The organism is Streptomyces sp. NPDC002476 (assembly GCF_042889785.1).
In the GTDB taxonomy this organism is placed as follows: domain Bacteria; phylum Actinomycetota; class Actinomycetes; order Streptomycetales; family Streptomycetaceae; genus Streptomyces.
On record NZ_JBIARH010000025.1, the window covers coordinates 22,933 to 48,764 of the forward strand.

General features: G+C 71.0%; 20 protein-coding genes and 1 pseudogene. 5 read left to right on the plus strand and 16 right to left on the minus strand.

Annotated features, from left to right (window positions below; genetic code table 11):
• Positions 1-14 precede the first annotated feature (14 nt).
• The 7 genes from ACFYXM_RS25245 to ACFYXM_RS25275 all read right to left on the minus strand — a co-directional run bounded on the left by ACFYXM_RS25245 (position 15) and on the right by ACFYXM_RS25275 (position 10,524).
• Positions 15-845, minus strand: a complete 831-nt coding sequence (locus tag ACFYXM_RS25245) for a S1 family peptidase (RefSeq protein ID WP_389292570.1) — start codon at positions 843-845, stop codon at positions 15-17.
• Between the two features lie 141 nt (positions 846-986).
• Positions 987-2,531 (minus strand): RNA polymerase sigma factor, encoded by a 1,545-nt coding sequence (locus tag ACFYXM_RS25250; protein ID WP_389292572.1) that lies wholly within the window; start codon positions 2,529-2,531, stop codon positions 987-989.
• A 323-nt stretch (positions 2,532-2,854) separates the two neighbouring features.
• Positions 2,855-3,742 carry a FadR/GntR family transcriptional regulator gene (locus tag ACFYXM_RS25255; RefSeq protein ID WP_389292574.1) on the minus strand — a complete coding sequence of 296 codons (888 nt, stop codon included), beginning with the start codon at positions 3,740-3,742 and terminating at the stop codon, positions 2,855-2,857.
• A 158-nt stretch (positions 3,743-3,900) separates the two neighbouring features.
• On the minus strand, positions 3,901-5,661 hold the full coding sequence (locus tag ACFYXM_RS25260) for an ATP-binding cassette domain-containing protein (protein WP_389292575.1): 1,761 nt from the start codon (positions 5,659-5,661) through the stop codon (positions 3,901-3,903).
• 112 nt (positions 5,662-5,773) lie between these two features.
• Positions 5,774-6,538 carry an NUDIX domain-containing protein gene (locus tag ACFYXM_RS25265; protein ID WP_389292577.1) on the minus strand — a complete coding sequence of 255 codons (765 nt, stop codon included), beginning with the start codon at positions 6,536-6,538 and terminating at the stop codon, positions 5,774-5,776.
• Between the two features lie 178 nt (positions 6,539-6,716).
• Positions 6,717-8,042, minus strand: a complete 1,326-nt coding sequence (locus ACFYXM_RS25270; protein ID WP_389292579.1) for a DUF4192 domain-containing protein — start codon at positions 8,040-8,042, stop codon at positions 6,717-6,719.
• Positions 8,043-8,364: 322 nt separating this feature from the next.
• The gene (locus ACFYXM_RS25275; RefSeq protein WP_389292580.1) at positions 8,365-10,524 is read right to left on the minus strand and encodes a RecQ family ATP-dependent DNA helicase; all 2,160 of its coding nucleotides are present in this window, start codon (positions 10,522-10,524) and stop codon (positions 8,365-8,367) included.
• 406 nt (positions 10,525-10,930) lie between these two features.
• On the opposite strand from ACFYXM_RS25275, the gene ACFYXM_RS25280 reads away from it, so the two are divergent.
• Entirely contained in the window at positions 10,931-11,569 is a 639-nt protein-coding gene (locus ACFYXM_RS25280; protein WP_389292582.1) for a hypothetical protein, read from the plus strand.
• Between the two features lie 157 nt (positions 11,570-11,726).
• Here ACFYXM_RS25280 and ACFYXM_RS25285 read toward each other — a convergent pair whose 3' ends face one another.
• The 5 genes from ACFYXM_RS25285 to ACFYXM_RS25305 all read right to left on the minus strand — a co-directional run bounded on the left by ACFYXM_RS25285 (position 11,727) and on the right by ACFYXM_RS25305 (position 15,829).
• A complete protein-coding gene (locus ACFYXM_RS25285; protein ID WP_389292584.1) occupies positions 11,727-12,347 on the minus strand; it encodes a hypothetical protein in 621 nt (206 codons plus the stop codon).
• A 60-nt stretch (positions 12,348-12,407) separates the two neighbouring features.
• Positions 12,408-13,118: a ribonuclease HII gene (locus ACFYXM_RS25290; protein ID WP_389292586.1), complete on the minus strand. Its 711-nt coding sequence runs from the start codon at positions 13,116-13,118 to the stop codon at positions 12,408-12,410.
• Between the two features lie 374 nt (positions 13,119-13,492).
• On the minus strand, positions 13,493-13,936 hold the full coding sequence (locus tag ACFYXM_RS25295) for a hypothetical protein (RefSeq protein WP_389292587.1): 444 nt from the start codon (positions 13,934-13,936) through the stop codon (positions 13,493-13,495).
• A 319-nt stretch (positions 13,937-14,255) separates the two neighbouring features.
• On the minus strand, positions 14,256-15,158 hold the full coding sequence (locus ACFYXM_RS25300) for an ADP-ribosylglycohydrolase family protein (RefSeq protein ID WP_389292589.1): 903 nt from the start codon (positions 15,156-15,158) through the stop codon (positions 14,256-14,258).
• Positions 15,159-15,169: 11 nt separating this feature from the next.
• The gene (locus ACFYXM_RS25305) at positions 15,170-15,829 is read right to left on the minus strand and encodes a histidine phosphatase family protein (protein ID WP_389292591.1); all 660 of its coding nucleotides are present in this window, start codon (positions 15,827-15,829) and stop codon (positions 15,170-15,172) included.
• A gap of 340 nt (positions 15,830-16,169) precedes the next feature.
• On the opposite strand from ACFYXM_RS25305, the pseudogene ACFYXM_RS25310 reads away from it, so the two are divergent.
• Positions 16,170-16,322 (plus strand): annotated as a pseudogene (locus ACFYXM_RS25310) (GNAT family N-acetyltransferase); the annotation flags it as partial.
• A gap of 116 nt (positions 16,323-16,438) precedes the next feature.
• Here the strand turns inward: ACFYXM_RS25310 and ACFYXM_RS25315 are convergent.
• On the minus strand, positions 16,439-17,044 hold the full coding sequence (locus ACFYXM_RS25315; RefSeq protein ID WP_389292593.1) for a YdbC family protein: 606 nt from the start codon (positions 17,042-17,044) through the stop codon (positions 16,439-16,441).
• A gap of 305 nt (positions 17,045-17,349) precedes the next feature.
• Between ACFYXM_RS25315 and ACFYXM_RS25320 the strand changes: the two genes are divergently transcribed.
• Both ACFYXM_RS25320 and ACFYXM_RS25325 read left to right on the plus strand, forming a co-directional pair.
• Positions 17,350-17,886: a TerD family protein gene (locus ACFYXM_RS25320; protein ID WP_389292595.1), complete on the plus strand. Its 537-nt coding sequence runs from the start codon at positions 17,350-17,352 to the stop codon at positions 17,884-17,886.
• A 182-nt stretch (positions 17,887-18,068) separates the two neighbouring features.
• Entirely contained in the window at positions 18,069-18,251 is a 183-nt protein-coding gene (locus ACFYXM_RS25325; protein WP_389292597.1) for a hypothetical protein, read from the plus strand.
• Between the two features lie 307 nt (positions 18,252-18,558).
• On the opposite strand, the gene ACFYXM_RS25330 is transcribed toward ACFYXM_RS25325, so the two are convergent.
• The gene (locus tag ACFYXM_RS25330) at positions 18,559-21,456 is read right to left on the minus strand and encodes a vitamin B12-dependent ribonucleotide reductase (protein WP_389292599.1); all 2,898 of its coding nucleotides are present in this window, start codon (positions 21,454-21,456) and stop codon (positions 18,559-18,561) included.
• Between the two features lie 164 nt (positions 21,457-21,620).
• Positions 21,621-22,133: a transcriptional regulator NrdR gene (gene nrdR, locus ACFYXM_RS25335; protein WP_389292601.1), complete on the minus strand. Its 513-nt coding sequence runs from the start codon at positions 22,131-22,133 to the stop codon at positions 21,621-21,623.
• Between the two features lie 679 nt (positions 22,134-22,812).
• Between nrdR and lexA the strand changes: the two genes are divergently transcribed.
• Complete coding sequence (gene lexA / locus ACFYXM_RS25340) at positions 22,813-23,607, plus strand: transcriptional repressor LexA (RefSeq protein ID WP_389292602.1); 795 nt, start codon at positions 22,813-22,815, stop codon at positions 23,605-23,607.
• Between the two features lie 254 nt (positions 23,608-23,861).
• Here the strand turns inward: lexA and ACFYXM_RS25345 are convergent, their stop codons facing one another.
• Entirely contained in the window at positions 23,862-25,832 is a 1,971-nt protein-coding gene (locus ACFYXM_RS25345; protein ID WP_389292603.1) for an ATP-dependent DNA helicase, read from the minus strand.

A 25,832-nucleotide genomic window follows, 5' to 3' on the forward strand; every position in this document is an offset into this window, starting at 1 on the left:
CGGCCCCGTGCCGTTCAGACACTCTCCGGCACCCAGCCGATGGCGGCGGAGACGCGGGTGTACACACCGGGGCTGCCCGCCCGGCCGCATCCGTCCCCCCAGGACACCAGCCCGATGAGCCGCCCGCGGGCCACCAGCGGCCCTCCGCTGTCCCCCTGGCAGGCGTCATACCCACCCTGCGGTTCGCCCGCGCAGAGCATCGTCGAGGCGTCGTACGTGCCGTTTCTTCCCCCGGGGTAGGCCCGCTCGCACGTGCTGTCCGACAACACGCTCACCTTCGCGGCGCGAAGTGACGAGGCGTAGTCGCTGTTGCCGGTCGTGTCACCCCACCCGTAGACCATCGCGCTCGTACCCGGCTGGTACGCCGAGTCGCCGGATTCGGCCACGGGGATCACGTTCTTCGCGGGGAGCGCACCGGCCAGGGTGAGCACCGCCAGGTCCCCGGCGTTCGTCGAGGGGTCGAACCTCGGGTTGCTCCACGCCGCCTGCACAGGGATCTCCTGACCGCCGGTTCCGCGCAGGCTGTCCCGGCCCACGATCACCTTCAGGTCACGCACCCGGCCGACATCGACACCGAGCGCCGCCCGGCTCAGGCAGTGCGCGGCGGTGAGCACTTTCCTCGGCGCCACGACGACGCCTCCGCAGAACTGACCGGCGCGCGTCTCCCCGAAACGCTCCCGACTGGACAGGGCCACGACCCAAGGACTGTCCTTGGCGTGTGCGGGCTGACCACCGATGACGATGCTGTCCGCGGCGGCGGGAGCAGAGAGTCCGAACGGTAACGCGACCGTGGCGGCGACCAGGGCGAGCGCCCCTGACATGGCGTGAAAGACGGTACGGGACATGCGCGCTCCTGACTCTGTGGTGAACACCTCCTACCCAGAGTCGTCGCAGACGACCCCAGGCGCACCCGCAGATACGCCGAGGGCCCGGCTCCCCATGGGATCCGGGCCCTCGGCGCGAGAACTCCGACGAGGCCTCCCGGCCTAGTCGAGGTAGTCGCGCAGCACCTGCGAGCGCGACGGGTGGCGCAGCTTCGACATGGTCTTGGACTCGATCTGCCGGATGCGCTCACGCGTCACGCCGTAGACCTTGCCGATCTCGTCCAGCGTCTTCGGTTGGCCGTCGGTGAGTCCGAAACGCATCGAGACGACGCCCGCCTCGCGCTCGGAGAGGGTGTCGAGCACCGAGTGCAGCTGCTCCTGGAGGAGCGTGAAGCTGACCGCGTCGGCCGGGACGACAGCCTCGGAGTCCTCGATCAGATCACCGAACTCGCTGTCTCCGTCCTCGCCCAGCGGAGTGTGGAGGGAGATCGGCTCGCGGCCGTACTTCTGGACCTCGATGACCTTCTCGGGCGTCATGTCGAGTTCCTTGGCCAGCTCCTCCGGCGTGGGCTCACGGCCCAGGTCCTGGAGCATCTGGCGCTGCACACGGGCGAGCTTGTTGATGACCTCGACCATGTGCACCGGGATGCGGATGGTGCGGGCCTGGTCGGCCATGGCGCGGGTGATCGCCTGACGGATCCACCAGGTGGCGTACGTGGAGAACTTGTAGCCCTTGGTGTAGTCGAACTTCTCGACCGCGCGGATCAGACCGAGGTTGCCCTCCTGGATCAGGTCCAGGAAGAGCATGCCGCGGCCGGTGTAACGCTTGGCCAGCGACACCACGAGACGGAGGTTGGCCTCCAGCAGGTGGTTCTTGGCGCGGCGACCGTCCTCGGCGATGATCTCCAGCTCGCGCTTGAGCTTCGGCGCGAGCTTGTCGGAGTTCGCCAGCTTGTCCTCCGCGAACAGACCGGCCTCGATGCGCTTGGCGAGCTCGACCTCCTGCTCGGCGTTGAGGAGGGGGACCTTCCCGATCTGCTTCAGGTAGTCCTTGACCGGGTCGGCGGTGGCACCGGCGACGGCGACCTGCTGCGCGGGCGCGTCGTCCTCGTCGTCGTCGGAGAGGACGAAGCCCTTGTTCTCGCCCTCGCCCTCCTCGTCCTCCTTGCCGACCTTCACGTCCTCGACCAGGTCGTCGCCGTCGAGGAGGTCGTCGTCCTGCTTCCCGGCCTTCTTCGTAGCTGTCTTCTTCGCCGCCGTCTTCTTCGCGGCGGTCTTCTTGGCTGCCGTCTTCTTGGCTGCCGCCTTCTTCGCAGGTCCGGCCGCGGCGGTGTCGCCGACCGTCGCGCCCACGGCCTCTGCCGACGGGGCGGCAGCGGCCGCGACGGTCCTGGTCACGGTCGTCTTGGCCGCGACGGTCTTGGTGGCGGTGCGCTTGACCGGGCTCTTTGCTGCGACGCTCTTGCGGGCACGTTTGGACGGCTCCGCGGCACTGACCATCAGCGTCACACCCTCTTCCTCGAGGATCTGATTGAGGCTGCGCAGAACATTCTTCCACTGGGTTGGCGGAATCTGGTCAGCCTCGAAGGCCCGACGCACGTCATCGCCGGCGATCTGCCCATCAGCCTTTCCCCGCTCGATGAGCGCCATCACAGACTCGGACTCGGCGATCTCCGGCGGGAGCGTACGGGATGTGCTGGCCGACACGAACAACCTCTCGGAACGATGGAAACGGCTTCCGGCCCGGCCCTGGAGAGGACCGGAGCCGACGACCGCCGGGCTGGGAATGTACCGACGGCGCGGGTTTGGCCTCAGAACTGCACAGCGCACTGAACGGCTGCTGTATTCCTTCCGTGGCGGTCACCTCTTAGGTCATCGCACTGCTTCGAGGAGTGTTACGCCCAATCCGCGTGGCCCGAGTCACACCTCATTTGCGACGAAAGCGATCAGGGGTGCCATCTCGCCACAATTATGTCGCCGGACCGCAGCGGTCCGGCGACACGCGGTTCACACACCTGACCGTGCTGTGTTCAGTGCTCGCGGGGCGCGGGCACCACCCGCTCCACCTCGGGGTGGACGACGAGCAGTTGACGCATGGCCGCCTCGGCGCCCGACGCGTCCCCCGACGCGAGGGCGTCGACGATCCGGGCGTGGTGGGCGAGGGACGCTTCGGTGGGGCGGTCGCAGCTCGTGGCGGGACCACCCGAGACCTGCAGGGCCGCCGCGACGATTCCGGAGAGGTGCTCCAGCATGCGGTTGCCCGCGGCCTGGATGAGCAAGGAGTGGAACTCCGCGTCGGCTCGCGAGCCGGTGATCACGTCGCCCTGCCCGAGGGCGTGCCCCATGATCTCGACCATGTCGCCGAGGCGCTGCTGGATGTCCTCGCGGCCGTGGCCCGCCGCGAGACGGGCCGCGAGCGGCTCGATGGTCCACCGGAGCTCCCCCAGCTCGCGCCGCTGGTCCTCGCGCTGCGGGCCGAAGGCGCGCCATTCGATGATGTCGGGGTCGAGCAGATTCCAGTCGCTGACGGGACGGACCCGGGTGCCCACGTTGGGCCGGGCGCTGACCAGGCCCTTCGCCTCGAGGACGCGCAGTGATTCACGGACGACGGTGCGGGAGACCTCGAAGCGCTGGCCGATCTCCTCCGGCACGAGGGGGCGGTCGGCGCCCAGGTCTCCGGAGACGATCATCTGACCCAGCTGCTGAACGAGTTGGCCGTGCAGGCCACGCCCCCGGCTGGCCGAGCCCCGCCGGCCGACCCGGCCGAGCTCGGCATCGGACCCTTCCCAGGAACGCAGAGCGGCGCGCTCGCCGGCCGGCGCCTCCGCATACGAGTAGCGGTCGAGTTCACCCGGGCCGGCGAGACCGGAATCGACGGAGCGGGCGGCGGTCATCATGGTGTGCGCAAGGGTACTCACGCATCCTTTGTCGGCGCGGCTCCTCCACCCCTTGAGGTCTTTGGTGAAAAGCACACGAAAGGGTGATCGGCACCCGCCCGCCAATTGACGCCTTATCTCCTCAAATCAGGCATTTTCAAGGGAGTTGTGATCCCGAAACGGCTCGTCGCCACCCTCGGTCACCAACGAACCCTGGCGCGAAGGCCAGTGAGCACGTAGGCGCAGACCAGGGTCGACAGCGAAAGCGACAAGGCAGCCCCCACCGGTTGGTCCACCACGCGCAGGGCGGCCGCCAGCCACCGCTCCGCCTCGTGCGGCCAGTGCGGCCACACCAGTTCACGGAGCCTGCCCAGCAGCCCGACGGCCGGGCGGGAGCCCGATCCCGTCGACACCGCCCGGAGCAGCGGAACGACGAGTACGGGCACGGCAAGCACTGCGGCGACTCCGGCCGCCGTCGCCCTGAAGACCCCGGCACCCAGCAGGCCCGCCCAGGCGCAGCCGACGGTCAGCCCCGCCCAACTCGCACCCAGCGTTGGAGAATTATGGATGATTGCGGTCAAATCAGCGCCGCTTAGGAGGTGATGGGTCCCTGCGGAGGTCAGTACGACGGCCGCAGCGAGCACCAGGGCGGTTCCCGCCGACACCACCAGCTTGGCGAGCAGCAGCCCGAGGCGGCGCGGGACGGTGCCGTACCCCGCCGCGAGGGCGGGGTGGCGGAATTCGTCGCCGAACGAGAGCGCGCCGAGCAGCCCGGCCCCGATCGCCGCGGGCGGCAGCGGCAGCGGCGACGGCCAGGCCACCAGCACCCTGTGCAGCGGGGCATGCCCGGAGAGTGCGAGGAAGGCGGAGATTCCGAGCGAGACAGCAAGGACGGCGGCGGTGACCAGAGTTGTCGTACCGGTGCCAAGGAGGCGACGCAGTTCGTAACGCAGCGGCTGGAGGGGGCCGCGGGCGGGCCGGCGCCTGATCGGCGGCGCGGGTCGCGCGCCGTTCACCCATGCAGCCGGGCGTGGTCCGGCTTCCACGGACCCGGCGGCGACGGCCGATGGGCCGACGATGTGCGGGGGACGGGCGTCCGCGACCTCGTCGGCGAGTCCGTGCACCGGGAGACCGTGCCGAAAGGCCATGTCGCCGATCTCGGCGCAGGTGGCCCCGTACACGGAGAGCCGGCCCCCCGTCCCGGCGACCACCTCGACGGGGCGTTTCGCCGCCCGGGCCTCACGCCCGACAACGGCGGCGAGGCGGGCGGCGTGCGGACTTCGCACCGCGACCCGGGGACGGAGACGGGCCCGGGAGAAGTCGCCCGCGCTCTGGTCGGCGACAAGCCGTCCCGCGTCGACGGTGACCACGCGGTCGGCGGTCCGCAGGGCCTCCTTGGCGTCGGTCGTGGTGCACAGAACCGTACCGCCGCGGGCCGCCCGGTCCCGGATCAGCCGGTGCACCCAGCTCGCCTCCCTCGGCGAGAGCCCTTCGGCGGGATCGTCGAGGACGAGCGTGTGCGGGTCTCCCAGCAGGGCCGACGCGAATGCGAGCATGCGGTCCATGCCGAGCGGCAGTGCGTCGACGCGTTGGTCCCTCAGCCCGGCGAGACCGACGAGTTCCAGCACCTCGTCGGCCCTGGAGACCGGTACGCCCACGGCGGCGCAGAGCATGCGGAGGTGCCCCCGGACCGTACGGGCGGGGTGCCCCGGCACGTCGCCGAGGAGCACTCCCACCTCGTGCGCGGGGTGCTCGATCCGGTGCAGCGGCCTGCCCCGGAAATACGTGACCCCCCGCCCCGGGTCGAGTTCGAGCATCAGGCGGAGGGCCGCGGTCTTGCCCGATCCGGGCGCGCCCAGAAGTGTGGTGACGTGACCGGGCCGGGCTTCGAAGGTGAGATCGTCCACGACGGCCGGATGGCTGCGTCGGGGTGCGCTGGTGAGTCCGATGGCCTGGAGCATCGCTTCTCTCGCGGAGGATGAGACCGCTCGGCGGCAGGGCGGGTACCACAGCACGATAACGCGACGTATCCGACTTTTCGCGCAGGGTCGAGCCCGCGGGTGTTCCGCGGGGTCAGACCTCCGGCCTCAGCATCGGCGGGTTGAGCACCGTCGCCGCGCCGGCCCGGAAGAGCTGGGCGGGGCGGCCGCCCTGCCGGGTGGTCGTCCCCCCGGAGGGCACCAGGAAGCCCGGGGTGCCCGTCACCTTGCGGTGGAAGTTCCGGGGGTCCAGAACCACGCCCCACACCGCCTCGTACACCCGCCGCAGCTCACCGACCGTGAACTCCGGCGGGCAGAAGGCGGTGGCCAGGGAGGAGTACTCGATCTTGGAACGCGCGCGTTCGACGCCGTCGGCGAGGATCTGCGCGTGGTCGAAGGCGAGCGCGGCCTGGTTCTCGCCCTCACGGCCGTCCTTGGCCTCGGCCGCGAGCAGGTCCTCGACAGGCGTCCAGCGGGCGTAGTTCGCGTCACCGCCCGCACGGGGCGCGGGCAGGTCCGGGGCCAGCACCAGATGGGCGACACTGACGACCCTCATCCTGGGATCGCGGCCGGGGGCGCCGTATGTGGCCAACTGCTCCAGGTGCGCGCCGTTGCCGGCCGCCGGTGCCGCCGGGTCCTGGGCGCACAGGCCGGTCTCCTCGGCCAGTTCGCGCGCCGCGGCGGCGCCGAGGTCCTCGTCGGCCCTGACGAAGCCGCCGGGCAGTGCCCAGCTGCCCTGGAAGGGCGGTTCACCCCGGCGTACGACCAGTGCACAGAGCGCGTGACGGCGCACCGTGAGCACAACCAGATCGACGGTGACTGCGAAGGGCGGGAAGGTCGACGGGTCGTAGGGCGGCATGCCGTGATCATAGTCGTCTTCCTGACGATAAACACTCCCTTCGCCGTGCTCCCGGGCCCGACTGTCGCTCTCGCGCCGTTCGTTGCGTGTGTTGCCTCGCCCGTCGTCCCGTATGGACCGGATTGCGGGCGGGGCACGGCGGCCGCTCCCCCGCTCGTCCGTGCCATGCGGCATGTCGTCATCGACCGCTCCTGGAGCCGCGGCGGTTCGGGGGTGTCTGCGCCGAACGGCGTCGGGAGAACGTCGGCCCCGGGCGGACGGGTCCCCGTGACGGCCTCGTGCGGCGGCCGGTGGCCGGGCGAACCGTCCGGTGCCGTGCTCGGCGTTCCTCGCGGGGACGTCCGGTCCGCTCGGCGGCCCGGTCCTGCCCGGCCGCCCGGGCGCCGCGCTCGCCGCGAAGGCAGCGGCGCAGCGTTTCCGGATCCAGCCCTTGATTGCACGCCTCGTGGAGGAGCTGGGCGAAGGTGTAGTGCGGGTCCGCGCGCAGGGCGAGGCCGAGTGCGACCCGCGCACCGGGTTCGTCGCCGGTGGACCAGGAGACCCACCCGGCGAGCGTCAGTGGGGCGGCCGCGTGCTCCTCGTACGGTGTGACGCAGCGCCGTGCGAGTGCGCGCCAGAGCCGCAGCGCGGAACCGGCTTCGGGTCCCTCCATCCATTCCGCAGCCCTGTCACGCGTTTCCCGGTCCTGCAGGCCAAGGATCAACGTGGCGGCCTCGTCGTGCGTGATCAGCCGGTCGTCGTCGGTGTCCGACGCCGAGGGTGTCGACATCGGTGCCTCCTTGAGGCGCTTCATGAGCCGTCGGACGAGATCGAGGGTCTCCCGGGCCACGTCCCCACGCCCCGCCTCGTCGAGGATCTGCGGGATCAGCTCGGCGCCGGCCGCGTCGAGCGCGCGCTGCTGTTCGGCGACCACCGCCGAGGCGTCCAGCGGTGCGAGTCGTGCCTCCATCTCCCGCAGCGTGCCGCGCACTTGAATGCCCGCGTACGCCGCAGCGGCCGCCATCACCGAGGTACCGGGCATCGCCATCCGGTTCCCCTCGGCCGGGCAGCAGCGCTCGTCGGGGCAGCAGTACGACCAGTAACGGCCGGCGGAAATGCAGAGTGCTTCGAGCACGGGCACATCGAGCGCACCGCAGGCCGTGCGCAGGTTCTGGGCGAGGGGGCGCAGCCGCTCCATGACCTGGTTGCCGTTCTCGCCCTCGGCGGGGTCCTGGCAGAGGAAGACGACGATCGCGTCGGGCCGTCCGCCGCGCCGCTCGCTCCCCTTGATCAGGCATTCGGCGAGCTGTTCTGCGACGGATGGCCATTCGCGGGACGCCTGGGGAATGCCGAGCCGCAGCCGCCCGCCGAAGCGGCCGCGGCCGCCGTGCAGGGCGACCATGACCACGCTGTCGCTCGGGTGGAACCCCATCAGGTACGGGAGTGCGTCGGCGAGTTCGGCAGGGCCTCGCAGGGTGATCTGCTGCTCGTCGACCGGGCCGGTGGATTCGTGGTGCTGGTTCATGGCTCGACCGTCCCGCGAACGGCCGATTCCCGCGACCCCTGTGGATAACGTTATCCACAGGCGCCGGGAGTCACTCGCCGTTCGTCGGGCCGTCGGGTTCCATGGAGGGATGACCACGCAGACCACGCAGAGCCCGGAGCCCGGGGGTCCGGGGCCCGACGTACATGGGCCGCACAGGCCCGACCGCGTCGACGTGAGTGGGCCTGTCGGCCGGGCGTCCCGGGGCCCTGCGTCCCGTGCGGCATCGTCCGCGCGGGACGCTGCGTACCACCACGCGAGGCGCCGCGCGGCGGCGGCGCGTCCCCGCCGTTCCCGGGGAGGCTCAGCCCGTCGCGGCGAGAACCAGCGGAAGCACCTGTTCACCGCCGGCCCGGCGCAGCAGACGGGCGGCGACCGCGAGGGTCCAGCCGGAGTCGGTGTAGTCGTCCACGAGCAGGACGGGTCCGGGAGCGTCGGACAGCGCGCTCGCCAACTCCTCGGGGACGGCGAAGGCATCGGACAGCGCCCGGAGGCGTTGGGCGGAGTTGCTGCGGCGTACCGGGTGCGCTCCGTTCGGTCCGGTGTGCGCCAGGGTGCCCAGGAAGGGCAGGCGTCCGATGGCCGCGATTTCCCGGGCGAGGGAGCCGACCAGCCGAGGACGGGCAAGCGACGGCACGGCGACGACTCCGACCGGGCGGGCGGAGGCGTCCGGGGCGTTCGACGCCCAGCCGCCGGGAGAGCGCGCCCAGTCGGCGAGGACGGCCACCGCGGCCCGCAGGACGTCGTCGGGGACCGGACCGTCGGGCGCGTTCTCCGCGAGCAGCGGGCGCAGGCGGTTGCCCCAGCCGATGTCCGAGAGCCGGCCCAGGGCGCGCCCGGTGGAGCACTGTTCGCCGACGGGGATGCGGCCCTTGAGGTCGATGCCGAGTGCGGGCATGCCGGTCGGCCACATCCGGCGCGGCTCGATCTCCACGCCCGGGCGGTCCAGTTCCTTCGTGGCCCCCGTCAGCGCCTCCGCGGAGACGGAGGCATCGGCCCAGGCCCCGGCGCAGTTGTCGCACCGGCCGCATGGGACCGCTCCCTCGTCGTCCAGCTGCCGGCGCAGGAACTCCATCCGGCACTGCGTCGTGCTCACGTAATCGCGCATGGCCTGTTGCTCGGCCGCCCGCTGCCGGGCGACCCAGGCATAGCGCTCGGAGTCGTAGACCCACTGCTCGCCGGTGGAGATCCAGCCGCCCTTCACCCGCTTGACCGCCCCGTCCACGTCGAGCACCTTGAGCATGGTCTCCAGACGGGTGCGCCGGAGGTCCACTGCCGCCTCCAGGGCCGGAGCGGACAGTGGCCGCTCCGCACCGGCGAGGGCCGAGAGGGTCTGACGCACCTGTGTCTCGGGCGGGAAGGCGGTGTCGGCGAAGTAGCGCCAGATGGCCTCGTCCTCCTTGCCCGGCAGCAGCAGCACGTCGGCGTGGGCCACACCGCGGCCGGCCCGCCCCACCTGCTGGTAGTAGGCGATGGGCGAGGACGGCGAGCCGAGATGGACCACGAATCCCAGGTCCGGTTTGTCGAAGCCCATGCCCAGCGCCGAGGTCGCGACCAGTGCCTTGACCCGGTTGCCCAGCAGGTCGGCCTCGGCCTGCAGCCGGTCGGCGTTCTCGGTGCGGCCCGTGTAGGAGGCCACCTGGAAGCCACGCTGCCGCAGGTAGGCGGTGGCCTCCTCGGCCGCGGCGACGGTGAGGGCGTAGACGATCCCGGAACCCGGCAGCTCGTCCAGGTGCTCGGCGAGCCAGGCCAGGCGGTGCGCCGCGTCGGGCAGCCGGATGACGCCGAGCCGCAGGCTCTCCCGTTCCAGCGAACCGCGCAGTACCAGGGCCTCACCGGCGCCGGTACCCAGCTGCTCGGCCACGTCGGCCGTCACCCGCGCGTTGGCGGTCGCGGTGGTCGCCAGTACCGGCACGCCGGGCGCGAGGTCCCCGAGCATCGCCCGCAACCGGCGGTAGTCGGGGCGGAAGTCGTGGCCCCAGTCGGAGATGCAGTGCGCCTCGTCGACCACCAGCAGGCCGGTCGTGGCCGCGAGCCCGGGCAGCACCTGCTCCCTGAAATCCACGGAGTTGAGGCGTTCCGGACTCACCAGGAGAACGTCGGTCGCGCCGCGCTCGACCTCCTCGTAGACGGTGCCCCACTCCTCCGGATTGGCCGAGTTGATGGTACGCGCCCGGATACCGGCCCGTTCCGCCGCCTCGACCTGGTTCCGCATCAGCGCCAGCAACGGCGAGACGATCACCGTCGGGCCGGATCCGCGCCGACGCAGCAGGGCGGTGGCGACGAAGTACACCGCCGACTTGCCCCAGCCCGTGCGCTGCACCACCAGGGCGCGTCGGCGCTCCCGCACCAGAGCGGCCACCGCCTGCCACTGGTCCTCCCGCAGCCGTGCCGAGCCCTCGGGGGCACCGACGAGTTCGGCGAGGACGGCATCGGCTTCGGCGCGGAGTTCCGGTTCGTTCATGCCCCCCATGCAACCCGATGGCGGGTACGGACAGCCAGTTCACGCGGCGTGACGAGCGACTCATGCACGGTCCGCAGGTCGCGTACCGCTCTCGGACGACAGGCCCCGGGTGCTGGGCGAGGAGCCGCCCCGAATCGCCGACGACGACCCGATCGGAACGTTTCCGCTGGTCCCCGCCGTTCGAGCGCGACCGGGGGTGTCGTCCGGGTACGGCACGCGCGGGATATCAGGGCCATACCCCCGCATTCCCGTCGGCCGCGCCGATTGCTCGTTGCCGCCGGTCGAAACGCCAGGAAGAATTGAACTCGCTCCCCGCACGAGCGTTCGCCATCCCGGAACGGCTGTGCCCCGGTGCGCCCTCACTCGTCCCCGCCCGCCATGTGGGCGCGTACGCGAAGGGAGGATCGTGACCTTCGAATTCGCCCCGTCCGCGGCCGCTTCGATACCGGCGCCGTCCGCGTCCGCCGATTCCACCAACCGACTTGCCAGGATGCTCGAACCGGCCGAGTGGGCCGAGGCGGGCATACCGTTGCTGCGCAGCCCCCGCGAGGTCGTCGGCGGTCTGCACGCCCGGCACCGGCCCGCTCCGGGAACCGCCGTCGTCGCGGTCCTGGACCATGAGGAACGCCTCGTGGCCAGCGCCTCGTTCGCCCGCCGTGCCAGGGCCACGGACGGCTGGGAGTTCCGCAACGCGCTGCTGGCGCATCTGCGCCGGGTCGTTCCGCACGATCTGCGCCGCCGCACCCCCGTCCGCACCGCCGTACTGCTCTACTGCCGTGAGGGCGACGAACGTTGGACGGAGGAGGACGGGGCTTGGATGTGGGGGCTGCGGGACGCCTGCACCCTGCACGGTCTGCGGTGCGGCGCGTACATCACCCTGACCCGCGGCGGCTGGCAGGTGCTCGGCGAGGGGCGCGGCGGCCGTCGGCCCAGCGCCACGTCGCAACCGTCGCCCCTCGCGGGAACGGCGCTCGACGCCGCCCCGCAGCCGATGAGTGCCGGTGGCGGGGCATCCCGGGCGCTGCGTCACACCGCGGCGCGCTGACCGGCGGTCGCGGACCCGGCCACCCTCCTCGGGCGACCGGGCCACCACGTTCACGACGACGGACGACACCGGCGGCGTCGCGCCACGACCGCGTACACAACGTCCGCACCACAGCGGCGTACGCGCCGTAGCGTCACGACTGCGTACGCGCCGTCGCTCAGACCCCTGCGCCGAGCACCGCGTCGACCCGTCGCGGGTCCCCGCACACGATCAGCAGGGCACCCGCCCGTGCGAGGGCACCGGACAGCGCGTCGGCGATGTCGTCACCAGCGGCGTCGTTGACGGCGACGACCACCACGGGACGGGGCTTCAGCCGCCCGGCGGCACCGGCGCGGGCGAAGAAGACGTCCTCGCCGGCGTCGTGCTGGGCCCAGTAGGCGGCTTCGCCGAAGGAGAGTTCGTGCGCGGCCCACGGGTGCTGCTCACCGGTGGTGACCACCAGGATGTCGCCCGGTGTGCGCCCGGAGTCGAGCAGCAGGTCCACCGCCTCGTCTGCGGCGTCGACCGCGGCGGCGGCCACGGCGGGGATCAGCTGGATCTGCGGTGCGGAACGATTCTCCGGACGGGCCGTCTGCGACGTTCTGGAGGCGGGGTGCGGACGCGGCGCCGGCGGCGCGGGCCTCGCGGGGCCGGGGCCCGGGCGACCGGGACGCGGCGTGGCCGCTGAACGCGGACCGGGTACGGGACGGGGGGTCGACGCGGCGCGGCCTGAGGCCGGAGTGGCGCGGGGACCCTGGGCGCTCTCGTGAATCTGAGGCTCCTCGGGGATGAGAGGCATGGGTGGTTGTCTATCAAACGCCGACATGTGGGATGTCGGCGGGTGGGTATTCGTGCGCGGTCAGAAGTCGAAGCCGAGCTGGCCCCCGCTTTCCAGTGCGGCCGCCTCGGCGGAGAAACGGACCTTCTTGAGGTGCTGCCACCTGGGCAGCGCGTCGAGGTAGGACCACGAGAGGCGGTGGTGGGGCGTGGGACCCCACTCCTCCAGAGCGGCCCTGTGCACGGGCGACGGATAACCGGCGTTGGCACCGAAGTCGAACGCGGCGTACTCGCCGGAATCCGCGCCCAGTTCAGCCATCATCTCGTCCCGCCGGACCTTCGCGATCACCGAGGCCGCCGCGACGGCGACGCAGGACTGGTCGCCCTTGATCACCGTACGGACCTTCCAGGGCTGTCCCAGGTAGTCGTGCTTGCCGTCGAGTATCACCGCGTCGGGACGCACCGGCAGGCCCTCCAGAGCGCGTACGGCGGCGAGGCGCAGTGCCGCCGTCATCCCCAGGTCGTCGATCTCCTGCGGGGATGCGTCCCCCAGGGCGAACGCGGTGACCCACCGTTCAAGCTGCGGGGCCAGCTCCGCGCGGCGTTTGGGGGTGATCAGCTTGGAGTCGGTCAGTCCGACGGGAGGTCTGCGAAGGCCGGTGACGGCCGCACACACGGTGACCGGCCCCGCCCACGCTCCGCGTCCGACCTCGTCGACACCGGCGACGATCCTGGCGCCGGTGGTGGCGCGCAACGAGCGCTCGACAGTGTGCGTGGGTGGTTCGTACGGCATGGCGCCTGTCAGCGTACGCCGACGGGAACGCGGGCAACACCCCGGGGGCGCCTGACGACCGCGCCGGACGCGGGCCGCGTCGGAGGGACGAACTGCCGCCCGGCCGCGGATCCTCGCGCCGGTTTGCTGCGGTACACGGATCAGTGGGCCGGGCACGGCCGGTGTGTTCCGCGAGCGGTCCCGGCGACGTCGGAGGAATCCCTCGGCGGATCACCACCCGAAGCGCTCGTGGGGGTCCGCGTCACATTCGTGAAGCCCGTAACACGGTACGGAGCGGTACGGCGACGGGCAGCGCCCCGGCGCGCGAGTGACCGGCGCAACAGGGAAGGACGGCACACCGCCGCGGGTGCGGACCGCACCCGCGGCGGCTCGGGTCAGCGCGGGTCGCCCACGTCGCTCGTGTCGCTGGTGTCGCTCAGAACGTAACGGCCGTCCTCGTGGCCGCGGTTGCCGTTCGCCCCTCCTCCTTCTCCTCCTCCAACACCCCCGCGCACGAGGGAACAGGAGCCCTCCGACCCGTCCGTACCGCGCTCGCGCAGGATCTCCCGGGCTCGCGCCTCACCCAGGCTCATGGCGTACCAGGGCGTGTCCGAGGACCGCAGCGAACGCTCGATGTCCCGCAGGGCGCAGGAGCGCAGCGGCTCGGGCCGGGTGTCGAGGGCCGGAACGGCGTCGGCCGGAACGGCGTCGGCCGAGAGGACACGGAGGTAGGCGATGTCGATCGAGCGGCCGTCGTGGTACCGCTGCGTGATCGGCCAATGGGACCCCTCCCCCACCGGGATCCGCGCGCGCACCGCTGCCGGGCAGCACGGGAACACCCCGGCGTCTCATTCGGTGCACGCCGGTCCGGTTGATCAGCGGGGACGACGTGGCCGAAAGAGTAGCTCCCCTTCCCCTGGGCACGCGTTCGAGGGAAGGCTGTGGCAGGACCGTGACAGTACGGGCCGGGCACCCGACACGGCCTGGGAACCATCGCGTTCGACGCGAGAGCCGTGCGGCTGGGAGAGACTCCGTCCGCCCGCGTCTCAGCCCGCGTCGCCCGTCCGGTTCGGGATCACCGTCCGGCTCGCGGGCGACGTGCTCCGGCCCGGGGCGGGCGCCGTCCGGTTCAGGGGCGTGCCGTTCGCCCGGATCGCGCTACCGCGGGAGCCAGCCCGGCAGTTCCTCCGTCCGTGCCGCCCAGTCGGCGGGCGGTGCGCCGGCCCCGCTCGCCGCGACGATGCCGCCGACGATCGCGCAGGTGGTGTCGACGTCTCCGCCCGCCCGGGCCGTGCCCCAGAAGGCCTGCTCGAAGTCGTCGAGGTGCCGCGCCGCGGACCAGAGGGCGAACGGGACGGTGTCGTGGGCGCTGGTACGCCGTCCGTTGCCGAGCACCGCGGCGACCGTTCCCGCGTCGTCGTAGTCGAGCATGTCGCGCGCCCGGCGCAGTCCGGCACCGACCGCGCTGCGCGGTACGAGGTCGATCACACCGTCGAGGAACTCCGTCGGGGCGGGCGGCCCCACGCTCGCCGCGGCCAGCGCCGCGGCCGCCGCGACGGCCATCGCGCCCGCGACCGCCTCGCGGTGCTGGTGCGTGGTGTACGAGGAGATCTCGGCCTGGTGCGTGGCCTGCTCCGGGTCGTCGGCGTACCAGGCCCCGAGCGGGGCGATGCGCATCGAGGAGCCGTTGCCCCAGGAACCCTGCCCCTGAAACAGCGCGGACGCCAGCTCACGCCAGTCGCCGCCCTCCCGCACCAGCCTGAGCAGCCGGTTCACGGCGGGGCCGTATCCCCGGTCGAAGTCGTGGTGCTCGGCGAAGGACCGGGCCAGCGCGTCCTGGTCGATCCGCCCGTGTGCCACCAGCACGGCGACCACCGAGGCGGCCATCTCGGTGTCGTCCGTCCACTGCCAGGGGCCGGGGGGCAGCCCTCCCTGCTTCAGCAGCGGGTAGTTCACCGGCACGAAGAACTGGGACCCCAGCGCGTCCCCCACGGCCAGTCCGCGGAGGCTGGCCAGGGCACGTTCGAATCGTTGGTCGGAGGCAGAGGAGGCGGTCGTCATCGCCTTCCACTCTATCCGGTGATTCCGTACGGTTCAGGGGTGCGCCAGCGCTCGAACGGCCGGTCCAGGGTGTACCGCCCGTCCTCGCCGAGTATCAGCATCCTGGTCTCCCCGTTGCCGGGATTGGACAGGGACTCGAACTCGGCCACCGACCAGTGGAACCACCGCATGCAGAACAGACGCATGGTCAGCCCGTGCGTGACCAGCAGGACGTTCGGCGGGTGGTCGGGGGCGTCGAAACTCCGGTGCAGACTCTCCAGGAAGGCATCGACCCGGTCGTACACATCGGCCCCGGACTCGCCCTGGGCGAAGCGGTAGAAGAAGTGCCCGTAGGCGTCCCGGTACTCCTTCTGGAGCCGCACGTCCTCCCGGTCCTGCCAGTTCCCCCAGTCCTGCTCCCTCAGCCTCGGCTCCTCCCTCACCCTCACCCGCGCCAGGTCCAGGTCCAGGGCCCTGAAGGTCTCGTGCGTACGGCGGTAGGGCGAGACGTACACGCTGACCCGTTCGGTGCCGAACAGCTCGCGCAGCCGCGCGCCGGTCTCGCCGGCCTGCCGGAGCCCAATGGAGGTGAGCCTCAGCGCGTGGTCCGGCACGCGCTCGTACACCGAGTCGTCTGCGTTGCCCTCGGACTCCCCGTGCCGGACGAGGACGATGCGTTGCGGTCGTGCCATGGTTCGACCCTAACGACCTGGGGAGCAATAAGGAGCGGGCTCCCGACGCCCTGCCCCTCCGCCTCCCGCGTCGTCGTCGGTCACCGACGCTCCTTCCCCGAGCTCTCAGCTGCTTTCGAGCAGGGGAGACCCCCTCCGCCTCCCTCCTCCGCCCTGGATCCGAAGCCGCACGACGCCGCTCGCTGATCCACTCCCTCTCGTTCCCCAGGTCGTAAGCGCTCCGCCCCGGCCCCCGGCCGGTGCCGGGCAGCAGTCGTGCCGGGGCGGAGGCGGGAGGACGGCCGCCCCCCTGGCACTGTCCGTCCACACACCGTCCCGGACCCAGCCGGGCCTGCCCGAGATCCACAGCTTCTCCAGCCATCCCGACAGCTGGGGCAGCGGCATCGCCACGGCGCTGATGACCGGGACCCTACGGCTGCTGCGCGGCGACGGCCTTCGCCGCGTCCGTCTGTGGACGCTGCGCGACAGCCCGCGTTCCCGCCGCTTCCACGCCGAGTGCGGCTTCGCCGAGAGCGGGGCCACACACCTCTTCGACTTCGGCGACGGAAACCCTCTGGAGCAGGTCGAGTACGAACGGTCGTGCCGAGGACCGCGAGGGTTCGCCCGTCGTCACACCGTCCAGGACGGTTCGAGCCGCACGACGTCGCCCGCCACCGCCGCCACGTCCTCCTCGACCTGCGTCCGCTGCGTCAGCCGCTCGATGCTGCCGGCCCGGTACTTGCCGCGCTCGGCACTCGACTGCCACATCGACAACACCAGAAACTCAGGCCCCGGCGCCTCCGCGAACACCCCTCGCACCATGCCTGGCGAACCGGCCATCGCCGGGTTCCACACCCGCTCCTGCATCAGCGCGAAGTGCTCGGCCCGGTCCTCGTGCACCATGCTGTGGGCCACCCTGACAACGTCCACGTCGGTGAAGCGCGGCTCGAAACCGGTCTTCACGTCGAAACGGTGCTCGAACAGCTTGACCTGGACGCCACTGCACGTACCGGACTGCGAGGCGGCCAACCGGTCGTGCTTGCGCGCCATGAACGAGTCGTAGAAGACGCGGTTGTCCCAGAAGGCGAAGACATGTGCCACATCGGGACGCCCTCGGCTCCACCCACCGCCCTGTCCGCAGAATCCCGGCTCTCCCAGCAGCTCCGCCCACTTTCGTTGTTCCCGTTCAAAACCCCGACGGTCCACCACGGTGCAACGAATCCACTTGACCAGCACTGCGCCATCGTACGGTGCCGGACCTGGCCGAAGTCACTCCGTGCACGGTCATTTCGAACCGGCCCCTCGCGAAACGGAGTTGCAGGGCCATGCGCACCGCCGTCGCACCAACCCCCTTTTCTCCGGCCCTGATTCGTGGTACGCGCGAGGTGACTGCCGTTCGCCTCGCCCGGAACTCGCGCCGGGCGGGATGGCCCGATTCCTTCGCCTTGGGCCAACCCGGTTGGTTACGCGGCCGGTTACGGACATGATCGAGTGGTATGAACGGCCCGACAGCACAGCGGCGCACCAAGGAGGGAAGTCCGATGAGCACCCCCAACAAGGACATCGAGAAGGTCGAGGTCAGACTCAAGTGGGATCCCAGCCCTCACGGCGCCCCGGATCACGACCTCGACATCATCGCGGCCATCTACCGCACGGACGCGCCCTACGACGCTCCCGCGTATCTCGTGCACTTCGACAGCCGGTCACCGGACGGCACCATCACGCTCAACCGTGACAGCAGGACCGGTCAGGGCTTCGGCTTCGACGAGGTGCTGACCCTGGAACTGGACCGCCTGTCGTCCACGTACGCGCGGGTCGTCGTCGGGGTCGTCATTCAGCAGCGCGACGGCCGCAAGACGTTCGGCGACATCGAGAACACCGTCGTGCAGGTCAGGGAGGGCTACACCAACCTGTCGGAGGACGACTTCTCCTCCGTGGGCGACGCCACCGCCGCGACCGTCGCGGAGTTCGCCCGCGGCGCCTCGGGTGTATGGGAGTTCCGCGACACGGTCAGGGGGTTCGACGTCGACCCCGAGTCGTTCACCACGGCGATGGGAGGCCGTCCGTCCGCGTCCTGACCCGCCGCCCGCCGCCGGCACCGCGGAACCGGCAGGGCGCTGCACTGCGCTGAACGCGGAACCGCACGGCATCGTGGTACCCGGCACCGAAGACGTGTCCGACGCGGGACGGGAACCCCGCTCGATCGGGGAAGCGGTCGAGCGTGCTCGCCGCCGCCTGGATCCCGCCTTCAGGCGCCAGTGTGATCATCTGCAGTTGGGCCGAAGCCGAGAACTTCTGGTCGGGCGCGCGCGAGGCCGACCCTGCCGACCCGTTCGTGCCCGCCTCCGGGCTGGTCCCGTTCCTGACCGCGCAGCGGAGCTTGAACAGCCTCGGGGCACGGGTTCCGCGGGTACTCCTGACGGACGACAGCCGGCGCCGGTAGCCGGCGGACGCCGCCGTGGCCGGTCCGCTGTGTCTCCTCGACGGTGACTTCCCCGACCGGGCACTCATGCGGGGGATCGTCGAGCACAACCTGAAAGAGGCGCCGGCGCTCCTGCCGTCGGTGTGGTCGGCGACTCCCCTCCTTCTGCGCACGGTGCGTCCGGCGCGGCATCGTCGAATCGGTACGTCGCCCCGGTCACGGGCACGACGAAGGGGATCGACCGATGGTCGATCCCCTTCGTGTGCTGCCGGTCAGCTACAGGAGCGGTCTACGTCGGACGGCGCGTCCGACGCGACTCCCGCCGGCCTCAGCTGCAGCCGCTGGTCGAGCCGCAGCCCTCGCAGATGTAGCAGGACCCGGCACGCTGCATCTTCGTGCCGCAGGAGAAGCAGAGCGGGGCGTCCGCGCTGATGCCGAGCTGCATCTCGACGAGCTCCGCCGAGGTGTGCGCCGTCTTCGGGGCCGGCTTCTCGGCCTCCTGCACGGCGGCCACGGCCTTCAGGGGCTCCGTCCGCACCGGAGCGGACTGGGCCAGGCTCTCCACGTCGATCTCGTCGTCCGAGGGCTCGTACGAACCGGTGTCGAGGTGGCGCTGACGCTCCTCGGCCGAGTGGATGCCCAGCGCCGAGCGGGTCTCGAAGGGCAGGAAGTCCAGCGCGAGGCGGCGGAAGATGTAGTCGACGATCGACTGCGCCATCCGCACGTCCGGGTCGTCCGTCATGCCGGCCGGCTCGAAGCGCATGTTGGTGAACTTCGAGACGTACGTCTCCAGCGGGACGCCGTACTGCAGACCGACCGAGACGGCGATGGAGAAGGCATCCATCATGCCCGCGAGCGTGGAGCCCTGCTTCGACATCTTCAGGAAGACCTCGCCGAGACCGTCGTCCGGGTAGGAATTGGCGGTCATGTAGCCCTCGGCGCCGCCCACCGTGAAGGAGGTGGTGATGCCCGGACGGCCCTTGGGGAGGCGCTTGCGGACCGGGCGGTACTCGACGACCTTCTCGACCGCGTCGCGGATGGTCGCCTCGGTCCTGGCCGCAACCGCGTCCGTCGCGGACTTCTCCTTCTCCTTGGTCTTCGCGGAGAGGGGCTGGCCGACCTTGCAGTTGTCGCGGTAGATCGCGAGCGCCTTGACGCCCATCTTCCACGCCTCGAAGTAGATCTCCTCGACCTCCTCGACGGTCGCCGACTCCGGCATGTTGACCGTCTTGGACAGGGCGCCGGAGATCCACGGCTGGATCGCGGCCATCATGCGGACGTGGCCCATCGGGGAGATGGCGCGCTCGCCCATCGCGCAGTCGAAGACCTCGTAGTGCTCGGTCCTCAGGCCGGGGGCGTCGATCACGTTGCCGTGCTCCGCGATGTGGGCGACGATCGCCTCGATCTGCTCCTCCTGGTAGCCCAGGCGGCGCAGAGCCTGCGGGACCGTGCCGTTGACGATCTGCATCGAGCCGCCGCCGACCAGCTTCTTGAACTTGACCAGGGCCAGGTCCGGTTCGAGGCCGGTGGTGTCGCAGGACATCGCGAGACCGATGGTGCCGGTGGGGGCGATGACCGACGCCTGCGCGTTGCGGAAACCGTTCTTCGCGCCCAGGCGGATCACGTCCTGCCACGCCTCCGTCGCGGCGGCCCAGATCGGGCTGTCCAGGTCGTCCATACGCACGGCTGCGGCGTTGGCGTCCGCGTGCTGCTTCATGACGCGCTGGTGCGGCTCGGCGTTGCGGGCGTAGCCGTCGTACGCGCCGACCACCGCGGCGAGCTCGGCGGAACGGCGGTACGAGGTGCCGGTCATCAGCGAGGTGATGGCACCGGCGAGGGCGCGGCCGCCGTCGCTGTCGTAGGCGTGGCCGGTCGCCATCAGCAGGGCGCCGAGGTTGGCGTAGCCGATGCCCAGCTGACGGAAGGCGCGGGTGTTCTCGCCGATCTTCTGGGTGGGGAAGTCGGCGAAGCAGATGGAGATGTCCATCGCGGTGATGACCAGCTCGACGACCTTCGCGAAGCGCTCGGAGTCGAAGGACTGGTTGCCCTTGCCGTCGTCCTTGAGGAACTTCATCAGGTTCAGCGAGGCAAGGTTGCACGAGGTGTTGTCCAGGTGCATGTACTCGCTGCACGGGTTCGAGCCGTTGATCCGGCCGGACTCGGGGCAGGTGTGCCAGTGGTTGATCGTGTCGTCGTACTGGATGCCCGGGTCGGCGCAGGCCCAGGCCGCCTCGGCCATCTTGCGGAAGAGGGCCTTGGCCTCGACCTCTTCGATGACCTCGCCGGTCATGCGGGCGCGCAGCCCGAACTTGCCGCCGGACTCCACGGCCTTCATGAACTCGTCGTTCACGCGGACCGAGTTGTTGGCGTTCTGGTACTGGACGGAGGTGATGTCGTCGCCGCCCAGGTCCATGTCGAAGCCCGCGTCGCGCAGGGCGCGGATCTTCTCCTCCTCCTTCACCTTGGTCTCGATGAAGCCCTCGATGTCGGGGTGGTCGACGTCGAGGATGACCATCTTGGCCGCGCGCCGGGTGGCGCCACCGGACTTGATCGTTCCGGCGGAGGCGTCGGCGCCACGCATGAAGGAGACCGGGCCGGAGGCGTTGCCGCCGGAGGACAGCAGTTCCTTGGAGGAACGGATACGGGAGAGGTTCAGACCGGCCCCGGAACCGCCCTTGAAGATCATGCCTTCTTCCTTGTACCAGTCGAGGATCGACTCCATGGAGTCGTCGACGGACAGGATGAAGCAGGCGGAGACCTGCTGCGGCTGGGGCGTTCCGACGTTGAACCACACCGGGGAGTTGAAGCTGAAGATCTGGTGCAGGAGGGCGTATGCCAGTTCGTGCTCGAAGATCTCGGCGTCCGCGGGCGAGGCGAAGTAGCCGTGGTCCTCGCCGGCCTTGCGGTACGTCTTCACGATCCGGTCGATGAGCTGCCGCAGACCGGTCTCGCGCTGCGGGGTGCCGACGGCCCCGCGGAAGTACTTGCTGGTGACGATGTTGACCGCGTTCACCGACCAGAAGTCGGGGAACTCGACGCCGCGCTGCTCGAAGTTGATCGAGCCGTCGCGCCAGTTGGTCATGACGACGTCACGGCGCTCCCAGACCACCTCGTCGTACGGATGCACGCCGGGGGTGGTGTGGATGCGCTCGATGCGCAGCCCCTTGCTCGCCTTGGAACCCTTGGCTCGGGAACCTCGTGCCGGGCCGCTCGCCGTCTCTGTCATGCCGCCTCCCATATGTGGGCAAAAACGCCCTGAAGTGCCCAGAACTTCCCAGGGCACAGTCTGTCTCTGCTGCTCCGGGCGCCACGAAGGACGCCCTGAGCGGGTTCAAAAAGCCGATTGGCCGCGCCGGCCCGCGGACATGCCGCAGGACCGGCCGGTGCCGCTCAGTCGGCGGCGACGGCGGGAACGGGGACCTCAAGGGCCGCGCCGGTCCCGCGCTCCTCCGTGGGAGGCTGCCGTTCGCGGAGCTCCGCGATGGCCGCCTCGAAGTCTTCAAGTGTGTCGAACGCCCGGTACACGGACGCGAAACGCAGGTATGCGACGAGGTCGAGTTCCCGCAGGGGGCCGAGGATCGCCAGGCCCACGTCATGGGTGGTCAGCTCGGCACTGCCGGTGGCGCGCACCGCCTCCTCGACCCGCTGGCCGAGCTTGGCGAGGGCGTCCTCGGTGACCGGTCGCCCCTGGCATGCCTTGCGCACGCCGGAGATGACCTTGGTCCGGCTGAAGGGTTCGGTCACACCGCTGCGCTTGACCACCATCAGCGAGCAGGTCTCCACCGTCGTGAAACGGCGGGAGCAGTCGGGGCACTGGCGGCGGCGACGGATCGACGTGCCGTCGTCGGTGGTGCGGCTGTCGACGACCCGGCTGTCGGGGTGCCTGCAGAAGGGGCAGTGCATGGCTCCCAACCCTCCTTCACAGCACGACTGAACAGCCTCGGCGGGGCCCGTCGGGGCCCCTCGAAGCAGTCACAAGCATAGGCGATGGCCACACCCCTGACGGACCAGGGACCACAACTTCTGGGCGGCCGGAACAATCCAACCACTAGATCTTGGGTTCCGTCGCGCATTTGGCCCTGTGAGCGTGTCGCGGTTCGCGGACAGCCGGCAGGCGGCGTGCGGCCGTGGACGAGGGTACGGGAACCACCCGCCCGCCGGAATCGCGGGGCCCTTCGCCATGCCCGCGCGGCGTACGGCCGGAGCCCCGAACAGCCACTCCGCGCCCGCGGACGTTACCGTAATGAATCGCGTTGCGTGCGGTCCGGATTCACCTCCACGGCCCCGCCCACCGCATCCACGCACGATCCGTCCCACGCACGCGCCCGCCCTCGCCCGCACGAGGAGGACGAAGCCGGGGCCGCACGAGGCACGACCGCCGGCACGCAACGCGGTCGGCACGCGACAAGGCCGCACGCCACCGGCACCTGTTCGCACAAACACCCGGCAGCGAATCCGCATACACCCAGCAGTTAACTGGCGACAGTCTTTTATTCGTTTTTCACTCGAACGTGTGTTTGGCGCAACCTTTCGAAAGCCACTACCGTTGTCCAGCCAGGGAGACCATTCGAGAGGGGCCGACGTGACCACCACCGCAGACAGTGCCACCATCACCGCCCAGGACCGCTCCCAGGGCCGACTTGATCCGGTACGCGCCATGAATGACCACCTCACGAGCACGGAGGGGCCGGAGCCCATGCGCCCAGCGCGCTCCTTGCCCGGCCGACCTCCAGGCATCCGGGCGGACAGCTCGGGGCTCACGGACCGGCAACGGCGCGTGATCGAGGTGATCCGGGATTCCGTCCAGCGGCGCGGTTACCCGCCCTCCATGCGGGAGATCGGTCAGGCGGTGGGCCTGTCCAGCACGTCGTCCGTGGCCCATCAGCTGATGGCCCTGGAACGCAAGGGGTTCCTCCGCCGCGACCCCCACCGTCCCCGGGCGTACGAGGTCCGCGGTTCGGACCAGCCCAGCACCCAGCCCGCCGACACGGCCGGCAAGCCCGCGGCGTCCTATGTACCGCTCGTCGGCCGGATCGCCGCCGGTGGTCCGATCCTCGCCGAGGAGTCGGTCGAGGACGTCTTCCCGCTCCCCCGCCAGCTGGTCGGCGACGGAGAGCTCTTCGTCCTCAAGGTCGTCGGTGACTCGATGGTGGAGGCGGCGATCTGTGACGGCGACTGGGTCACCGTGCGTCGTCAACCCGTCGCGGAGAACGGTGACATCGTCGCCGCCATGCTCGACGGCGAGGCCACCGTCAAGCGCTTCAAGCGCGAGGACGGCCATGTCTGGCTCCTCCCCCACAATGCCGCGTACCAGCCGATCCCCGGTGACGAGGCGACCATTCTCGGCAAGGTAGTGGCGGTACTGCGACGGGTCTGACACGTCGCAGGTCCCGACCGGGGCCCCGGGATCCACTGCGCCGATCCCGGGGCCCCTCTTCCATGCGAGCCCTGTCATGCGCATGACCGTCCCGCCATCGCTGCCGAGGAGGGTCGCGAAGGCGCCGGGAGCGGAACCGACCGAACGGCCCGACGGGCGAGCAGGCCGTTGGGAACCAGGGCAGCCGGGTCCCGCCCGCGTCCCGGCGGCCGACGCGCGGGCGGGACCCGCCGGAGACGCAGCGGACCGACCGGCTACCGGCCGTCGGCCTTGGCCACCGCGTCGATCGCCGCGAGTGAGCGTCGCACCTGATTGCGGTCGACCGTGTACCAGAAGTCGGGCAGCGAGGCGCGCAGAAAACTGCCGTACCGGGCGTTGGCCAACCGCGGGTCGAGGACCGCGACGACCCCCCTGTCCCCCGTGGCTCGAACCAGCCGACCGGCGCCCTGCGCCATCAGCAGTGCCGCGTGCGTGGCCGCGACGGCCATGAAGCCGTTGCCTCCGGCCTCGTCCACCGCCTTCTGGCGTGCGCTCATCAGCGGGTCGTCGGGGCGCGGGAAGGGAATCCGGTCCATGACCACGAGCTGGCAGCTGGGTCCGGGCACGTCGACGCCCTGCCAGAGCGACAGCGTGCCGAAGAGACAGGTCTCGGGATCGGCTGCGAAGTTCTTGATCAGTTCGCCGAGCGTCTCCTCGCCCTGGAGCAGGATCGGCTTGTCGAGCCGGCCCCGCAGTTCCTCGGCCGCGGCCTGGGCCGCGCGCATGGACGAGAACAGCCCGAGCGTGCGCCCGCCCGCAGCCTCCACCAGCTCGGCGAGCTCGTCCAGCATGTCCGTGCGAGACGCCTCGCGGCCGGGCGCGGCCAGGTGCCGGGCGACGTACAGGATCCCCTGCTTCGGATAGTCGAACGGCGACCCGACGTCGAGCCCCTTCCACTGCGGGAGGTCGTCGCCCTCGGTGCCCTCGGGAGCGAGTCCCAGCGACGCCCCCACGCCGTTGAAGTCGCCGCCGAGCTTGAGGGTGGCCGAGGTGAGGACCACGGACCGGTCGGCGAAGAGCTTCTCGCGCAGCAGCCCGGAGACCGAGAGCGGAGCGACCCTCAGCGACGCACCGAAGCGGTCGTGGCGCTCGTACCAGACCACGTCGTACTCGGAGCCCTGGGTGATCCGTTCGGCGACGCCGTGGATCGTCTCCACGGACGCGAGGGCCTGCTTGCGGACCGCGTCCTCGTCCTGGACGGACTTGTCGCGCGTGGTGCCCAGAGCCGTGATCACCGTACGCGCCGCGTCACGCAGGGACATCAGCGCGTAGCCCAGGTCCTCGGGGATCTCCTCCAAACGGCCGGGAAGCGCCAGCTCCATCACCCGCTCGAACCCCTCGGAGGCGGTCTGGAGGGCGTCGGCCGCCTTCTCGTCCACCAGCTTCGCAGCGCGGCGCACCGCGCGGTTGACCTGGCCGGGGGTGAGCTCGCCGGTGGCCACGCCGGTGACCCTGGAGACCAGCTCGTGGGCCTCGTCTACGATCAGCACCTCGTGCTGCGGGAGCACCGGGGCGCCCTCGATGGCATCGATGGCGAGCAGGGCGTGATTGGTGACGACGACGTCGGCGAGCTTGGCCCGCTCACGGGCCTGCTCGGCGAAGCACTCGGCCCCGTACGCGCACTTGGTGGCGCCCAGGCACTCCCGGGAGGAGACGGAGACCTGCGCCCAGGCCCGGTCGGAGACGCCGGGGGTGAGGTCGTCGCGATCACCGCTCTCCGTCTCGTCCGACCAGTCGCGCAGCCGCAGCAGGTCCTGGCCGAGCTTGCTCGACGGGGCCGCCGCCTCGAACTGGTCGAACAGCCCTTCCTCCTCGTCCTGCGGCACGCCCTCGTGCAGGCGGTGCAGGCACAGGTAGTTCGAGCGCCCCTTGAGCATGGCGAACTGAGGGCGTCTGCGCAGCAGCGGGTGCAGAGCGTCGACCGTACGCGGAAGGTCGCGCTCCACGAGCTGGCGCTGGAGCGCCAGGGTCGCCGTGGCCACCACGACGCGCTCCCCGTGGGCCAGCGCGGGCACCAGATAGCCCAGGGACTTGCCCGTGCCGGTGCCGGCCTGTACGAGCAGATGGGAGTTGTCGTCGACGGCCTCGGCCACGGCCGCGGCCATGGCGGCCTGGCCGGGCCGTTCCGTACCGCCGACGGCGGTCACGGCGGCGTGGAGGAGCTCGGGGAGGGATGGCTTCGTCAT

Excerpts from the sequence above, each read along its gene's own strand:
- ACFYXM_RS25245 (WP_389292570.1), bottom strand. The coding sequence starts at position 845 with ATGTCCCGTACCGTCTTTCACGCCATGTCAGGGGCGCTCGCCCTGGTC.
- ACFYXM_RS25260 (WP_389292575.1), bottom strand. The coding sequence starts at position 5,661 with ATGCTCCAGGCCATCGGACTCACCAGCGCACCCCGACGCAGCCATCCG.
- ACFYXM_RS25265 (WP_389292577.1), bottom strand. The coding sequence starts at position 6,538 with ATGCCGCCCTACGACCCGTCGACCTTCCCGCCCTTCGCAGTCACCGTC.
- ACFYXM_RS25270 (WP_389292579.1), bottom strand. The coding sequence starts at position 8,042 with ATGAACCAGCACCACGAATCCACCGGCCCGGTCGACGAGCAGCAGATC.
- ACFYXM_RS25275 (WP_389292580.1), bottom strand. The coding sequence starts at position 10,524 with ATGAACGAACCGGAACTCCGCGCCGAAGCCGATGCCGTCCTCGCCGAA.
- ACFYXM_RS25285 (WP_389292584.1), bottom strand. The coding sequence starts at position 12,347 with ATGCCTCTCATCCCCGAGGAGCCTCAGATTCACGAGAGCGCCCAGGGT.
- ACFYXM_RS25290 (WP_389292586.1), bottom strand. The coding sequence starts at position 13,118 with ATGCCGTACGAACCACCCACGCACACTGTCGAGCGCTCGTTGCGCGCC.
- ACFYXM_RS25300 (WP_389292589.1), bottom strand. The coding sequence starts at position 15,158 with ATGACGACCGCCTCCTCTGCCTCCGACCAACGATTCGAACGTGCCCTG.
- ACFYXM_RS25305 (WP_389292591.1), bottom strand. The coding sequence starts at position 15,829 with ATGGCACGACCGCAACGCATCGTCCTCGTCCGGCACGGGGAGTCCGAG.
- ACFYXM_RS25320 (WP_389292595.1), top strand. The coding sequence starts at position 17,350 with ATGAGCACCCCCAACAAGGACATCGAGAAGGTCGAGGTCAGACTCAAG.
- ACFYXM_RS25330 (WP_389292599.1), bottom strand. The coding sequence starts at position 21,456 with ATGACAGAGACGGCGAGCGGCCCGGCACGAGGTTCCCGAGCCAAGGGT.
- nrdR (WP_389292601.1), bottom strand. The coding sequence starts at position 22,133 with ATGCACTGCCCCTTCTGCAGGCACCCCGACAGCCGGGTCGTCGACAGC.
- ACFYXM_RS25345 (WP_389292603.1), bottom strand. The coding sequence starts at position 25,832 with ATGACGAAGCCATCCCTCCCCGAGCTCCTCCACGCCGCCGTGACCGCC.